The sequence below is a fragment of the Flavobacterium cerinum genome (genome assembly GCF_004028155.1).
Taxonomy (GTDB): Bacteria; Bacteroidota; Bacteroidia; order Flavobacteriales; family Flavobacteriaceae; genus Flavobacterium; species Flavobacterium cerinum.
Genome location: NZ_SBII01000018.1, coordinates 1 through 16682, shown reverse-complemented (window position 1 = coordinate 16682; position 16682 = coordinate 1). Strand labels below are relative to the sequence as shown.

9 protein-coding genes and 1 pseudogene are annotated in these 16682 nt (G+C 33.8%); 8 read left to right on the top strand and 2 right to left on the bottom strand.

All coding sequences use genetic code 11. The annotated features are described in order from the left end of the window. The first annotated feature begins 4 nt into the window (after positions 1–4). From EPI11_RS18220 to EPI11_RS18205, 4 genes are all read left to right on the top strand, one after another. Positions 5–3382 carry a hypothetical protein gene (locus EPI11_RS18220; RefSeq protein WP_128391425.1) on the top strand — a complete coding sequence of 1126 codons (3378 nt, stop codon included), beginning with the start codon at positions 5–7 and terminating at the stop codon, positions 3380–3382. Between the two features lie 121 nt (positions 3383–3503). Continuing rightward, complete coding sequence (locus EPI11_RS18215; RefSeq protein ID WP_128391424.1) at positions 3504–4487, top strand: hypothetical protein; 984 nt, start codon at positions 3504–3506, stop codon at positions 4485–4487. Between the two features lie 9 nt (positions 4488–4496). Further along, on the top strand, positions 4497–5381 hold the full coding sequence (locus EPI11_RS18210; protein ID WP_206619142.1) for a prenyltransferase/squalene oxidase repeat-containing protein: 885 nt from the start codon (positions 4497–4499) through the stop codon (positions 5379–5381). A 191-nt stretch (positions 5382–5572) separates the two neighbouring features. Next, the gene (locus tag EPI11_RS18205) at positions 5573–6745 is read left to right on the top strand and encodes a hypothetical protein (RefSeq protein WP_164879212.1); all 1173 of its coding nucleotides are present in this window, start codon (positions 5573–5575) and stop codon (positions 6743–6745) included. Between the two features lie 12 nt (positions 6746–6757). Here the strand turns inward: EPI11_RS18205 and EPI11_RS18200 are convergent, their stop codons facing one another. Continuing rightward, positions 6758–7189 carry a DUF1801 domain-containing protein gene (locus EPI11_RS18200; protein ID WP_128391422.1) on the bottom strand — a complete coding sequence of 144 codons (432 nt, stop codon included), beginning with the start codon at positions 7187–7189 and terminating at the stop codon, positions 6758–6760. Positions 7190–7409: 220 nt separating this feature from the next. On the opposite strand from EPI11_RS18200, the gene EPI11_RS18195 reads away from it, so the two are divergent. The 4 genes and pseudogenes from EPI11_RS18195 (at position 7410) to EPI11_RS18180 (ending at position 16201) form a co-directional block, all read left to right on the top strand. Beyond that, entirely contained in the window at positions 7410–8162 is a 753-nt protein-coding gene (locus EPI11_RS18195; protein WP_128391421.1) for an SDR family oxidoreductase, read from the top strand. 980 nt (positions 8163–9142) lie between these two features. Further along, complete coding sequence (locus tag EPI11_RS18190; protein ID WP_128391420.1) at positions 9143–15160, top strand: fibronectin type III domain-containing protein; 6018 nt, start codon at positions 9143–9145, stop codon at positions 15158–15160. Between the two features lie 106 nt (positions 15161–15266). Continuing rightward, positions 15267–15492 (top strand): annotated as a pseudogene (locus EPI11_RS19190) (FAD-dependent monooxygenase); the annotation flags it as partial. Positions 15493–15772: 280 nt separating this feature from the next. Continuing rightward, a complete protein-coding gene (locus tag EPI11_RS18180; protein WP_128391419.1) occupies positions 15773–16201 on the top strand; it encodes a response regulator in 429 nt (142 codons plus the stop codon). A 263-nt stretch (positions 16202–16464) separates the two neighbouring features. Here the strand turns inward: EPI11_RS18180 and EPI11_RS18175 are convergent. After that, positions 16465–16682: T9SS type B sorting domain-containing protein (locus tag EPI11_RS18175; protein ID WP_128391418.1), on the bottom strand; the 218-nt coding region annotated here is incomplete at its 5' end.

Sequence of the window (16682 nt, the reverse complement as noted above, 5' to 3'; positions counted from 1 at the left end):
TGTAATGGGAACAACAGCTACAATATCAAATTTAATTGATCAAATGTCTAGAGGTAGTTCTATTTTAAATCAGTGGGATGCCGTTTTAAACATAAAAGAAGAACTAGTCAATCAGCTATTTCAAGCACAGTTTGAGTCAAGTAATAATGAGAACTGGAAAAAAATAACTATAGCATATTGTCAATTATTTCCAAATCCAGTAGGAGAAGGAAATTTAGCTGTTTATAGCAAAATTGATGCAACTTTAGCAAAGCCAAGCCTACTCTTTTTAAGTAACAACCAAGCTTTTGTAAAAGTTCATTTTTATGCAACTGGCAGTTCTGGTGTTGCTTCAAAAGTAGTTGCTTCAAACTTTGACCCTAAAAAAGATTGCAATCCAAATGATCCGGATTTAGTATGGAAAGAAACAAAACTAACAAATACAGATTTTATATGTGAAGTTCCTTTAACGGCAATCACAGGATCAACTAACGCTAATGAAAAGAGAACAGAATTTGTACTTGATTTCCCTGCCGGAAGTTTTAATTCACCTCTGTTTTTAGAAATAAAGGATAAAAATGAACTTCAATTGCAAATAAAAAACTATTTGTTAACTAATAAAGTTAGTTATGTGATTAATAGTATAAAAACTGATTTATTAGGTCAAATACCTCAAATGGTACCTAAAGCATTTAAAATAAATGTTTTGACAACCAATGAAGGGAAAAATATATTTCAAATATTTATAGCGACAGTCAATCCTGCACAAAATAATTTAACAATTGGAGTTAATGAACCAATACCAGACGGGTATGGTTTATCTGTCTTTTTTAATTCTAAAATTGTTAAACAACTTGAATCGTCTTTAATGATCCAAGTGTGGGGATTTATGCAATCTAACCTCATTTTTCCAGGAGAAACCAACTTACAATTAGGACCAGAATACAAACCGGATGATGCTGTAGTTCTGGGTAATTTATATATAAATACAACTAAACCAACAATTCCTATTAATCCAATAAACAACAAGATTATGTTAGACATTCAAAAAACAAAACAAATTAGTATTCCGGGACAACCATCGTTTACAATTTATGGAGATGATGTTCCAAATTCAAATGCATGGTATATTACACCAAAAGTTGTATTGTCCAAAATATCAGGAACAGATATACCGCAATTTTCACTCGTAAAATATAATTCTAACGGAGGGAAAATTAGTGGCTTTTGCAGGTTTTCTGTGCAGCTGATGATTGATCCTACTCAAAAGGATGTAGTAAAAAAAGAAATACCTAATGCCGAATTTCCACAATTTGATTGGATTCAAAGTGGAGCAACTTTTACCTATACTATAGATGGTAAAACTACCTCGATAGTAAGTGAGCCATCAAACTTTGGCAGTCAACAAGCCGTATTTAGTGTTCCTCTAATTGACGAAAAGGCAATTGCTGCATTTACAAATGCATTTTATTCAGGTTCTGGTGGAGGATTATTTAGTATTTCGTATGATCTTTCTGCAAATACGCGTCTTCCAGCTGTTACAGTAGTTACAAAATTTGATTCTACCTTAGCATATCAATATCAGCAAGAGAACAGGTATAAAACAGAAACCAGATATTCAAGAGATACTTGGGGACATACTCATTCACAACAAGTTCAGGTTTATATAGGTACGTTTGTTAAAGAAATGCTTACCCAAACACAAGCGGCAACAGTTGTTGTTACTCCAGGTGTAGGATTGACCCCTACATTATTGGACATGGTTAAAACATGGGCTAATCAACAATTGCAAAATGATGTAGAGCAATCAATAAATATGGCAATGAATTTAATGAAAAATCCGTCAAATGATTTTTCTCTACAAAATGTGTCATCATTTACTAATACATTAACAACGTCGAATGTTGTACCATGGTATTTTGAGGTTGAAGGTAGCTTACCTCCTTTTGATAGTGAAACTTGGAAAAAAGTATATTCTGAGGTAAATCAACAGGAATTGGATGTAACTTTTAATATTCAGGAAGATTTATCAGCACACGGTATTGATCGTGTTAATCTTACTTTTCAATATGGAGATGTACCATCTGTTACCCATACTTTTTCAACTGCTGATCAAAGTTTATGGAGCATTAATAAGCCTGGGCAATTTAATGGAGATACCTTTAAAAAAGATTATAAATATAAGTATGATGTTATTTATTCAACATCAAAAGAAACAGGAAAGACACCACAGCCTTTAAGTACGGACTGGATTACATCAGAATTAAATATCGTAAATATAAGTTTGGTAGATCTTGGACTTATGGCCGTTACTTTTGCTGCCAGTAATATTGATTGGGAAGATTCTAATAACAGCGATAATACAGTAAAAGAAATAACTGTTGATTGGAACTGGTTAGTTGGTACTGGTGAAGCTATTTTAAATGAAACACTTATTTTAAATAAAAAGAACGATACTGTTACAAGTACACTGCGTTCAGTACATCCAGCCAATAATCAAGTGTACCAATACTCATTAACATTTTTAATGTCTGATGGGACTAAACTTTATTCTAAAGGCATAAACGGAACATCTTCATTGCAAAGAATTAATCATCCATTGTCTGAAATAAATGTGAGCGTATTACCATTATTTTCTGATGATGTTAAAGCGGTAGTTCTAAGAGCAACTTTTGATGATAATGAGAATAACATTCATTTAAGCCAGCAGTGGAAAGCCATATCTAAACCGGATAAACAGGGGAACTATACTTTAGATACTTCATCATTTAATACATGGGATTTTAAAGCAATTGTAAAAAACCTTAATATGGCAACAATTGTTTTTTCCGGTACATGGGTAAATGGAAAAAATGTTCAAAAAGCAATACCAAAAACATTGATCATAGGAACAAATAACACACTTCTTATTAGTGATACTCAAAAAACGGTAACAGCTGTTATTGATGCTTCTAACGTTAATTTTATTGATCCAAAAAAAGATGGTGTATATCGTGTGGTAGCTCAGGTTGGAAATACTATTCTTGGCGATGCTAAAGCTCCGGGTAACTTATTAGACAATTCAAAAACAATTACATTTATTAAAAATTACTCGGCAGTTCAATATTATGCTGCAGAAAATATTGATATAGATGCTGTACCGGAATTTCATTTCCAATATACTTTTACAGAGAATATAAATAATGCTGCTAATACAAAAGTTACTGATTATTGGCCAACTATACAAAGTACTATAAAAACAGATTTACCAGTAATTCCTGGAACCCCTACAACTTCTGGTATCCAAAAAAGACCACGTATTGTTGATGAAAATACTGGAATTGATGCAAGAACAAAAGCATTATTTGAAAGACATGAAGCATTTAGTAAGAGCTGCGAAATGGCTTTAGAAGATATATCTTAAAACTGAAAAACTGTTTAGTTTGCTTTAATAGTTTACTCACTGTTCATTCAATGGGTAAACTATTTTAGCTAATTAGAGTATATGTTTAAGAATTAATCCATTTGTATTATAATTCATTTGTATGACCGAAACAATTAATATTCCACAGCATTATGAACAAGTTCTTGATGTTTGGGAAAATGAATATCCAGAAGCTACAAAAAGAGCTAGGATAGTGCTACCTATTTTATTGGAAGGATTAATAAGTTCACATGATAAAAATGCATTGTCGAGTAGTGCATTAACAATGACAGGAAGTCCTTTTGAACCGGCTTTTTCTCTTACAGTACCTGGCATTAGATATACAGTATGCCCTGCCCCACCAACCATACCTTTAATAGATAGTCTGGAATATTCTATTTCACTATTATTAAGATTAAATGAACAGTTACAAGAAAGTAATTATTTTACCCGTATATCAAATCTTCAAAAAAAAGGAACACTCACTTATGGTGCACAAATAGGTGTTAGACATAGTGATACTGAGGATTCTTTTAAATTATATATTGAGGTACCGCCAGAAGCAGCAATAGAAGCAGATGTAATTGCTGAAGAAATTTTAGGTGGTAAACCTGTTTTAAATATTCCAGACCGTAATGCAAAACCTACAATATTTGGATTAGACTTAAAAAAAGGGACATACGAAGTGTATTATAGAATTGAAAATTTACATCCTTTAGAAATTGCTACCTTATTATCACGTATTAATGCATCTGAAAGAGCTTCAGAATTATTAGAGATGATTTCTGAGACACAGTCATTACCTATAAAGCATAAGCTACCCGGATCTACCTGGGGTTTTAGTTATTCAAAAGAGACAGACACAGAATTCACTTTCAGTCTGTATACTTTTGCAAGTACATTATTTGGCCCTGATGGATGGGTAAGAGATGGAATATTATCATTAGGCGCAAAATATAATTGGAACCTAAAAGGATATTACGAGATGAGTCAATCACTTAAAGGATCTCGCGGCTTTACCTCTCATCATGGGATTTTTGGATTGGTTATGCCACCCAAAAGAAAACCAGCAGCTTGGATAGGGCTCTCACCTATTAATGTTTAAGATGTAGTAATGATGACTGAAAAAGAATTAATAAACCTTATTTTAAATTCACAATTACCAAGCGGCGCCTTTCCCTCTATTGCATATGTTTCTGAAGAAAATTTTGTTGACGAAAACTCATTTACAACAGCTTTAGTCATTAGTATATTGAGTGAGTTTAATGAAGATACGCAAATTCATAATGCATGTAAAAGAGGTGTTGATTATCTGTTAAACTGTGAAAACCCAAAGGGTTCAGGCATGTTCGGATTTTATCCGGTTAATTTACAACCAAAATGGATTCCAGAATTTTTACCTCCAGATACGGATGATACAGCCCTTTGCTCACTTGCTTTATTTCATAATGGATATTGGAAAAGAGATCAATTAAAACACCAAATAAATAAAGTTCTTAAACCTTACCAATTAAACCAAAGGGTTTCTGGAATGGAGTGGTTTAAAGTTGGTATGTATCCAACGTGGCTAGATAGGAAACGAATGAATAACCCAATTGATATTTGTGTAAATATAAATGTAGCAACTCTTATTAAGGAAGCACAAATAATAAATCAAAATACAGACAAAATATTTGAAATGGTAAGTTGCTCTTTTAATTGGGTTGGAAATGATCAAAAAAGAATGCAACAAATAATGCCTTTTTATCCAGATCCAATAGAATTATATTATTCATTACAACGTGCCAGAGAAGCAGGTTTGTCTGAAGCAAATAAAGCACTGATTGATATGAAATTATTGCCATGGAGAATGAGTTCGAATTTCAATACCCCGATATGTTGTTCAATAGGTGGTGGTGTAATATGGAAAAGTCCAATACTTCAAAAGGCAAGGCATTTGAAAGCATTGAAAAAAGGAATTGGTTTATTTTTTAATCCCCAAAACGACATGTGTTTTTGAGAGGTTCTTTTAAAAATTTAAATTCATTATCACCTCAACATCATGATAAGCTAAAATAAATTTGAGTTTGAAATTACTACCTTAAAGATCGTTGATTTTTAAATAGTTTTAAAGCCTGAATCTTATTCTTACGTAAGACAGAAACGTTATTTGAAATGGATTCTTTATATTTGAGAATAATCTCTCAAAAAATGGATAAAAAATTAAAGCAATTCTTCATAAAGTCTATTGTAGTACTATTGTTGATTCATTTGGGCTATTTTTTATACGGCTATTTTAAGTTTGAAGGAATAGGAAATATCAACATCTTTACTGAGTTTTATAGATTTAAGTTTTATGATGACGTGTCTATTTCTCATTTTTTTATAAGTGGATTGTTTTTACTTTTCTTCCTGATATTTTTGCTAAAAAATCATACGAAGCAAAAGTTTGCTTTTGGAAATTTGCTTAAAATTGGTGGCGTATTACTCATGATTTCATTTTTGAGCTTTTCGTTTTTTGTGAGTTATAGTTTTGGTATGAATGCAAAAATGAGATCAGAATTGTCTGAGGCAAAATTGAATAAAGACAAAACTTTGCTGAATACTTTAAATCCGTTTTTATATAATTATACTTCTTATAGTTCTGAAAAATTGTTTAATCCGCTTAATATCCTGTATCCTAAACCTTATCCGGTTATTGAAGTCGTTGACAGCACTTTGGTTTCAGATCAATACTATAGCGTTGAAAGTAAGTATTACAGTATTGACACATTGAAAATGCTGACAACAGATTTAAATAAAGTTTCTGCTGCAACGAGTACGATTCTGGATAGTATTGGCTTTGGTAAAAAAGAACTTTTGGAGAGAATAATTAAGAAGAATGTTATAAAAGACAGTACCGAAATTATCTATAAAGGCAGGGAAGTTAATCCGAGATATGATGGAGATATTTGCATATTTATTGAAAATAATTTTCTGTATAAACCTGTAAAAGGAATTCCTATAGAAAAACAACAATATGATGCTGCGGTAAAGCGATATAAATTGATTTATAAATACAATCAGGATTCTTTGCTGTCTAATTTCCAAAAGTTAGATACATTACTTAAAAAGTATAAAATTGAGACTAATATCATTCCAAAAGATCTGGCAAAAGATGTAGTATATTATAAGGAACATAATAATGAACTGCTAAACGGAATCAAAAATAATTTTGACAGAAATGCTTTAGAAGAAAAATTTACCACTTTGGAGCGATTATTTTATGAACCTAATTATCTACATTCGTCTATTATTGCGATCTTTTTTGCCGTTGTTGTGGGCGCATGGTTGATTGGTTTTTCAATTTATATCCTGGTTAATTATAGAAGAAGAACTGCCTAAATAAAACGAATGCTACTCAAGGAGAGAAGCTACAACCCCATATCGTACTGCCATTTCAAGTACATCAAGGTTTATGTCTTTTAGGTTTTTAAACTTAATACAATATCCGGTAACTTTCGCTTTGCCAAGTTTTTCCCCATACGTTTGAGGTAAATATGTTTTATCTTTTATACCAAGGATATAAACAGAGATTCCGGTGCTGTTTGCACTTATACCTATTTGAAAAAATTCCCTGGTTTTTCCATCAGCATATTTAATGGTATAAAGTCCATATCCGATATTAGGATTGGAAACCGTTTTATTTTCGCTGTTTTTACCATCGTCAAACCATAATTTACACTCCGGCAATACTCGAAGCATAAATTGGTGTAGCTCTTGTATATCACTACGTTTTGCTTCAGGAAGACTGGCAATATAATTATCGATTTGTTCTTGTACATTCATTTATAATTAAATTAGGTCTTGCCTACTTCAACATGTCGGATTGATAATACAGGATTGTAAATTCTGTTACTGTACTAATAATTCAAATATAGTAATTTTTAAATTTTATAATTAAATACAACAAAACTTAAGAAGCAGTTTCAGAATACATTTAGCAAGTTTCGGGTTTTATTACTGCTTAACTATGTGAAATTTTGCATTTGAATTTAAAATAATAGAAATGCAAAAATTTAAAAATAAAGTAGCCTTAATTACTGGCGGAACAAGCGGAATGGGTTTTGCTACTGCACAAGAATTTATTAAAGAAGGTGCAACCGTAATCATTACTGGTCGCAGTAAGGAAACCGTAGATAAAGCACTAAGTAATTTAGGTTCAAATGCCATTGGACTTGTATCAAATGCAGGAAAACTATCTGATATTTTAGATTTACAAGCGCAGGTTAAAATACATACCGATAAACTGGATGTATTATTTGTAAATGCGGGATATGGTAAGTTTGCATCTATTGAAACGGCGGACGAAGCTCACTTTGATGAACTATTTAGCGTCTTGGTAAAAGGAACGTTCTTTACAGTTCAACAAATGTTACCAATAATGAATGCAGGAAGTTCTATAATTTTAAATACGTCTTTCGTAACAGGATTTGGGATAGAAAATTTTTCAATTTATTCGGCAGCTAAATCAGCAGTTCAATCATTCATAAAAACATTTTCTTCTGAATGCACAGTAAAAAAAATCCGGGTAAACGGAATAAGTCCGGGTTATATAAAAACCAATATTTTTAATAATACAGGGCTTGCACCAGACCAAATTGAAGGAGCTGTAGCAGGCATTATACCAACACTTCCATTTAAACGTTTTGGTGAACCCTCTGAAATTGCTAAAACAGTAGCTTTTCTTGCTTCTGAAGATGCTTCATACATACACGGAATAGAAATTTTAGTTGATGGAGGATTATCAAATACAAAATAGAATAAGTAAAAGCAGGCGGCCAGGCAATCCATAAAACACGTAGATTTATACAATGGAAATAGTAAATATACAAACTAGACGACTTAACAGCTGAAACCAGAATGGGATAGCAGAAAATTATAATTCTTTCTTTGTAGAAATCTTAAGATATTAAAAAAACAATAGCCCACTATATAGTGGGCTATTTTAAGATGTATGAGATTTACTCGTTTTTTTTCTCTTTACATTTAATAATCTTTTCAATCGCATTTTCATTTTGCGTAGTTTTTAATAGAATTATTCCAATCATTACTTTTAAAATAAGCACACCCAAACTATCATACAAATCATAATTATTAGGCATTATACTAGCGGCATATTCAAAAACCTTAATAGCGTCTTTTGAATTCTGTTTTTCCTTTAGCCATTCATATCATCAGTAAAGCCCATTGTAATAAGATCTTCTTGCGATAAGTTTTGCGTACTAATTATTTCTTCTATAAATAATGTTGGATGTTCTGCATCGTTATATTTAAAATAAAAACTTCATTGTTTTTTTATGTTACAATCTTTCTATAATTGTAATAATCCATAAATATACAAAACTCTTCTAACGTTTCTACTTTCCATCTTTAGGCGTTACTTCATACTTCCCTGAAAACAACAAACTCCAATATTCATAAAGTGAATAATTAAGATTCATAATTTAATTATTCTTAGAAAATAGAAACTAACATGATTTTTAATGATAAAAAACAAGAAATAACCTACTAAATAAAAATAACTTTCTATGTTTGTATGTTAAAAAAATAAGATTTAACCTATTAATTACTATTTAATTATGAATTAACAATTATTATTTACTTCCGTACTTTTCTATTTAATTATCAGTTATTTTAAAATAAAAAACTCTTTAAAAAACATTTTATTTTTTAATAGCCAATCAAAAAAACAGAAAATATCTTAAACAAAACCAACCAAAAAATTCTTATCAACACCTTATGAAAACAAAAATTACACTGCTCAGCGTTTTTGCTTTTTTATTTTTTATGACTGGGGCAATAGCGCAATGTATTACGGGTTCAAAGTATCCCACAAATAATTTTCCAACACTAAACAATGATACCGTTGAAACAATCACTTCAAACGCTTATACTGGCGAATATTGTATAGTGACCGGTATATTAACAACCAGAACATATACTTTTTCAAGTTCTATTTCCACAGATTATGTCACTATTACAGATAGTAACAATACTGTTCTTGCTCACGGATTATCGGGATTATCATGGATCCCAACAATATCAGGAACCATCAAATATTTCCTCCACTCCAATGCTCAATGCACCACACAAAATAGTAACAGGACAAGATATATTACATCGGTTCTTACCTCAGCCTGTAATGCTCCAACTGCATTGAATGTTTCAAATAAAACATCAAATTCATGCCAGCTCAACTGGACTGGAACTTCAATCACAGGATACGAAATTTATGTTAGTTTATCAAATGTAACACCTACCACTTCAGTTACTATAACAGCATCTTCAACTACTGCTAATAAATTAATAAGTAACTTAAGTCAAGGAACAGCTTACTATTACTGGATCCGTTCGAAATGCGATTCTGCACAAGGAATTTGGACTTACGGAGGTACATTTACAACAAATTCATTTGCTTCCTGTAATGGAGCTGACTATGGATTATACCCTACAGCAACTTTCACCCCTGCATGTAGTGGCAATGCCGAACAAATAGCTGCCGACAGTTGGGCAGGACAATACTCAAACATTACCATCGCAACTGGAAAAAAATATACATTTTCAAGTTCTGTTGCAACCGATTATATTACAATAACAAACGCAGATGGAACTTCTGTTTATGCTACCGGCACAACACCGTTAGCCTGGTCATCAAGCAATGTAGCAGAAGTAATTAGATATTATATACATTCAAATTCAAACTGCGGGACTCAGAATATAAATAGAGTTAAATTAGTTACTTGTGCGGAAATAATTTGCGAAGCTCCAAAAAATGTACAGGCTTCAAACATTACGTCAAATTCTTGTAAAATCAGCTGGTCTGCTCCATCCATTTTGCCCGATGGAGGCTTTGAAGTTTACGTAAGCAACTCTAGCTTAACACCTTCATCAGGAACTGTAGCTACAAAAACTACAACCACAAATTCAATAAATCCATTAAATGGGTTAAATGCAAATACAATATACTACTATTGGGTTCGTTCTGTTTGTGGAACAGTGAAAAGTGCCTGGATTCGAGGCGAAGGAGGAGTTTTTAGAACTAATGCGTTTTTAAGCTGTAATGGAGCCGCTAATGGGCTTTATCCTCAGGAAACATTTACTCCGGCATATACCGGAGCTGCCGAACAAATTGCAACCGACAGTTGGGCCGGGCAATATTCCAATGTAAATATCATGATGAATAAGCAGTATACTTTTACAAGTTCTGTAGCATCTGATTATATTACAATTACAAATGAAGCCGGAGATGAAGTATATGCAACGGGTAAAACACCTTTAAGCTGGCAATCGTACGTTAGAGGTGGCAGAATTCGTTATTATATTCATTCAAATTCATCATGCGCTGTACAAACTACAAATCGTACACGTTCAATTACTTGTACCCCTATTGGGCAGTGTGAATGGCCTGTAGGAGTATACGCACTACACATTACTTCAACGTCAGCTTCAATTTCATGGTGGTCTTCAAATGATTTTGAACCTGCAAGCAGTTATCAAATATCTGTAAATTCTTCGCCAGATGCTGCCCCTACTACAGGAACCACAACTGGTGGATCTTCAACAATCAGTATTACCGCAAATCAGCTTCAGCCGAATACCGTATATTACTTTTATGTACGTAAATCCTGCACCGGCGGTGGTGTTACACCATGGGTTTCCGGTGGAAGTTTTAAAACCCTGGCCGAGATTTATCAAAGCTGTAATGGTGCATTTTACGGATTTTTTCCTACAACATTTTTTACCCCTGCCAATACTGGTGCCTTAGAGCTAATTACCGACGCAAGCGCTGCCAGCCAGTTTTCGTACGTAAATATTGTGGCGGACAAACAATATACTTTTCAAAGTTCCATTTCTACTGATTATCTTACCATCACTAACTTTGAAGGAACGGCAGTATTAGCAAAAGGTTCGTCTCCATTAACATGGAACTCCGGTTCATTTTCAGGTCCTGTTAGGTATTACCTGCATTCACAGGTTGCTTGCGGCTCATCAAGCTCTGCAAGATCAAAATACATTAAGTCAACATCTTTATGCATTACGCCATCAGCACTTACTGCAAGTGATATAAATACAAAATCCGTAAGGTTATCATGGACAGGAAACTCCAGCAGCTATCAATATTATTATTCAACTGTCAACTCGGCTCCTGAAGACAATTATCCGACAACGACAGGAATAACAACTTCAAAAAATGTTAATCATACAAATCTTATTGCTGGAACAACCTATTATTTCTGGGTACGCTCGATTTGTAGTGACCAAAACTCTGTATGGGTAAATGGTGGAAGCTTCACCACTTTTGCTGGAGGGTGTATAGCAGGTACACTATTTCCTAATAATAATTTTACTCCTCTGTGTACAGGAGTTTCTGAAACTATTACAACATCGACATACGCCGGAGAGTATTCTAACGTAAATATTATCCCATCTACAAACTACATATTCAAAAGTTCTGTAACTACTGACTATATAACTATTACCAATGCTGATGCAACGGTTTTATATGCGCATGGAACTACGCCGCTAAACTGGCCTTCAGATACAGTAACCGGTTCAATACGTTTTTACATCCATTCCAATTCAGACTGTGGAACCCAATCTGTAAGCAGGATAAGATCTATAACCTGTGGCGTACCAGTTTTAGGTTGTAACGATACCGTTAACGGTTTATGGCCATCAGAGACATTCAATCTTAGTTGTAGCGGTAATAATGAAGTTATTACCACCAATGCCAAAACCGGACAATATTCAAAAGTCAATATTGCTAGCAACAAGACATATACGTTTACCAGCAGTGTTGAAACCGATTATGTTACTATCACAGACGTAAACGGATTAGTAGTTTATGCTTCAGGAACAACCCCATTAGTGTGGAAATCAAACGCTATGTCTGGAACGATACGCTATCATTTGAATACAAATGCTTCTTGTGGTATTGATCAAATGGAAAGAACAAAATCGGTTAGTTGTGTTCATCCGGTTTGTAATGCTATCGAAACAGTTAATGTTTATCATTTAACTTCAAACTCATTATCATTAGAATGGATGCCAGTTACAACAGCTGAATCCTATCAATATTATATAAGCACTCAAAATGTTGCACCAGCAGATTCTTCTATTAAAACTTTAACCTCAATGTTCGTTCGAATACAGGAATTAAATCCTGCAACAGTATATTACTACTGGGTAAGAGTAAAATGTACTACAGGGGGATACAGTACCTGGACTACAGGCAGCTTCACAACCAGAACTGCACTTCCGTGTAATGGAACATCTGTGCCTTCAGGTTCTTCAGGGCTATATCCGCTTAGTACGTTCACTCCTACCTGCACAGGATCTTCGGAAGTAATAACGACTTCTAGCTGGGCAGGTGAATTTTCTATTATTGCCATTATACCAGATAAAACATATATATTCACAAGCTCAGTAACAACAGATTATATTACAGTTACAAGTGCTGATGGAAATACAGTTCTGGCTCACGGTATTACACCTATAACCTGGTCATCTGAAAATAATTCAGGAACTGTTCGCTTTTTCATGCATACTGATGCATCATGTGGAGGAGCAAATATAAACAGGGTAAAATCTATTATCTGCGTACTACCATGTACTACTTCTGCAACACCTGAATTCACACAGGTAGAACCAATATGTTCAGGAGCATCTCTTAACCCACTCCCAGTCAATTCAAACAATGGAATATCAGGTTCATGGTCACCTACTTTAAACAATATGGCGACTACCACCTATACCTTTACACCTCTTCTTGGACAATGTGCCATCTCTACAACAATGACAATTAGTGTAATTACAACTCCTAATATCACTCCAACATTTACACAGGTAGAACCGATATGCCCAGGAGCATCCCTTAGCCAACTTCCTGTAAATTCAAACAATGGAATATATGGTTTATGGTCACCTGATCTAAACGAGATAGAGACTACAACATATACATTTACGCCGGCTCCGGGACAGTGTGCATTGTCAACAACAATGACAATCGAGATGAAAGCCCCTACCATTATACCAACATTTACACAGGTAGGGCCAATTTGTTCTGGATCAAATATCAACCCGCTTCCTGTTGACTCAAACAATGGAATTCATGGTTCATGGTCGCCTGCTTTAAACAATAAAGCAACTACAACATATATCTTTAATCCGGCTCCTGGACAGTGCGCTGTGTTTACAACAATGACAATCAGTGTAAGGTCAAATCCATTTATCACTCCTGAATTTACACAGGTAGGTCCAATATGTTCAGGATCTTACATTAGTCCACTTCCGGTTGATTCAAACAATGGAATACACGGTTCATGGTCGCCTGCTTTAAACAATACTGCGACTACAACCTATACTTTCACACCGGCAACGGGACAGTGTGCGCTTTCAACAACTATGACGATAAACGTTACATCTGATCCATACATAACGCCTGAATTTACTCAGGTAGCACCAATATGTATAGAATCAAACCTAAGCGTGCTTCCTGTAGATTCAAACAACGGAATACACGGTTCATGGTCACCTGCTATAAACCATATGGCAACTACAACCTATACTTTTACACCAGCACCGGGACAGTGTGCGCTTTCAACAACTATGACAATCATTGTGAAAGATGTAAACATTACACCTGCATTTACACAGGTAGCGCCAATTTGTTCAGGATCAAACATCAACCAGCTTCCAGTTGATTCAAATAATGGAATACATGGTTCATGGTCACCAGCTTTAAACAATATAGAGACTACAACGTATACTTTTACTCCGGAACCTGGACAGTGTGCGTTTCCAACAACAATGACAATCATTGTAAAAGATGCAAACATTACACCTGAATTTACACAGATAGGTCCAATTTGTTCTGGATCAAACATGAGTCCGCTACCAGTAGATTCAGATAACGGAATACATGGTTCATGGTCGCCTGCTTTAAACAATAAAGCGACAACAACGTATATTTTCAATCCGGCTCCGGGACAATGTGCAGTCTTTACAACGATGACAATTAATGTAACATCAAGTCCATATATTACTCCTGCATTTACACAGGTAGCACCAATTTGTTCAGGATCAAATCTAAGTGCACTTCCTGTTGATTCCAACAATGGAATACACGGTTCGTGGTTGCCAGCTTTAAACAATACAGCAACTACAACGTATACCTTTACTCCTATTTCAGGACAATGTGCTGTTTCTTCAACAATGACAATAGTAGTATATGACAATGTTCCATCGTTACCGGTTATGCAAGATGTGGACGTATATGATTCATACACTTTACCAACGTTAGCAAACGGATATTACTATACCAATGTTAACGGCTCAGGAACAATGTTAGAGGCAGGTACTATAATTTATACTTCTCAAACATTATTTGTTTATGATACTAATGGTAAATGCAGTGATCAAACCAGTTTTTACATTAACATAAACCAAACGAACGGTACCAACAACGTTTATAATGATCGCACCAACACATTAAATGTTGAAAATATTGCCAACTCGGATAACTCGGAAGGATTGAAAATTTACCCGAATCCAAGTAACGGTCAATTTATTATTGAAACCGAAAATATTTCAGAGAAAATAACAGTAATAGATAATACAGGCAGAGTCATCAAAACAGTAATACCATCTTCGTCCAGGACAGATATGGACATCGCTGAATTTGCTGACGGAATTTACTTTATAAAGATTGAAAATAAAGGAACTGAAACCACTAAAAGATTAGTACTCAGAAAATAGTATTGTAAATTTTAATTATAAAGCTTCTGGAAACTCTTTTGAATTTCCGGAAGCTTTTTTTTTGATAAGATTCTATAGCATCTATTGAAATTAATATAACTTAAAAACTGTATTTCAAACCGCTAATGGCAATGAACGAATATACTAATGCCTTATCAGACTCAGTAATGTGGCAGCTTAGCTTCCAAATGGCTGAAAAAGAGGCTGAAAAGTTAAGTACCCAAGGACCTCAAGCACTTAAGAAAAAAGTATGTCGTAGAACTTAGTGGCACGATCCTATTCCTCAGATTTTAGTGGCAACCCATGAAGCTCAGATTTCTGGCTATCCAGTCGATGTGTAAAGAAAAAAGACACATAATAAACCGCTTAGATACAACTTAAATAAGTTGATTTTTAAATCTTTCTAAACATAAAAACAATAATTATTTTTATTTTTTGTAGTATCGTGCAGAAAATAGTCGTATATTTCACTTACACCTTTTACATTTAAAACAAGTATTACTACAAAAATTATAATACTTTTTAAATAGATTTAAACTACTCCTCATCTTACTATATAATGTTTATCAATTTTGTACGCAATCTATTGCCGTTAACTTAATAAATACAATTATGAGGAAGAAAGTAATGCTGGCTGAAGACGATCAGGATGATCAAATGTTTTTTAAAGAGGCTATAGGCGAAATAAGCAATGAAATCCAACTACAGATCAAAAATAATGGAGAAGAACTTATGACTACGCTCATTAATGATCATGGTCCAGTACCTGACATTATATTTATTGATCTAAATATGCCAATTAAAGATGGTTTTTCCTGTCTAAAGGAAATCAAGGTGAGTGAAAAACTTAAAAATTGTACTGTCGTAATTTTAACAACAAGTAACAATAAGGATCACATGGATCTTGCCTATAAACTAGGAGCCACACTTTATGTATGTAAACCCAATAATTTTAAGGATTTAAAATCCGTCTTGAATGAAATATTTTTAAGAGATTTTACCGTCTCTAATCTAACTGGAAAGATGAATTATCAAGCATAATTTTTTGACAAATAGACCTTTCGATTTAAGAAATAACAAAAATCCCTGTTTAAAACAGGGATTTTTCATTATCGTTAATTCTTTCTACTATTCAGTACCCTATAATATAGTATGTACGATCTATATAAAGACATCCCAAATTTTCAGTCAATCAATATAAATAACCAATTCATCGATCCTTAAAAAAGCCCTGATATAATAAAATATACAGGGCTTTTCAACTAAAAAAAACTCTTTAAAAGTTATTTAAACCATGTGTGTGCTTATCGTTTTAAAGAGAAATGTGCTTTAAATTCTTTGTTTATCACGGTTGTTCCCAAAGTTTCAGGGTAGGTAACAGTGAACCAGTAATCAGTTGCCGGTACCGGGTTACCGTTAAAGGTTCCGTCCCATCCGCCATTTTCATCAGGACTCACCTGTTTCATCAGTTTGCCATAACGGTCAAAGATGTAGATTACCGCTCCTGTGCCCTGAAGTCCTA

What these genes read in the sequence shown, in the direction of transcription:
- EPI11_RS18200 (WP_128391422.1), bottom strand. Translation starts at nt 7,189, where the DNA reads ATGAATGTACAAGAACAAATCGATAATTATATTGCCAGTCTTCCTGAA.
- EPI11_RS18220 (WP_128391425.1), top strand. Translation starts at nt 5, where the DNA reads ATGGGAACAACAGCTACAATATCAAATTTAATTGATCAAATGTCTAGA.
- EPI11_RS18190 (WP_128391420.1), top strand. Translation starts at nt 9,143, where the DNA reads ATGAAAACAAAAATTACACTGCTCAGCGTTTTTGCTTTTTTATTTTTT.
- EPI11_RS18180 (WP_128391419.1), top strand. Translation starts at nt 15,773, where the DNA reads ATGAGGAAGAAAGTAATGCTGGCTGAAGACGATCAGGATGATCAAATG.
- EPI11_RS18205 (WP_164879212.1), top strand. Translation starts at nt 5,573, where the DNA reads ATGGATAAAAAATTAAAGCAATTCTTCATAAAGTCTATTGTAGTACTA.
- EPI11_RS18210 (WP_206619142.1), top strand. Translation starts at nt 4,497, where the DNA reads ATGATGACTGAAAAAGAATTAATAAACCTTATTTTAAATTCACAATTA.
- EPI11_RS18195 (WP_128391421.1), top strand. Translation starts at nt 7,410, where the DNA reads ATGCAAAAATTTAAAAATAAAGTAGCCTTAATTACTGGCGGAACAAGC.
- EPI11_RS18215 (WP_128391424.1), top strand. Translation starts at nt 3,504, where the DNA reads ATGACCGAAACAATTAATATTCCACAGCATTATGAACAAGTTCTTGAT.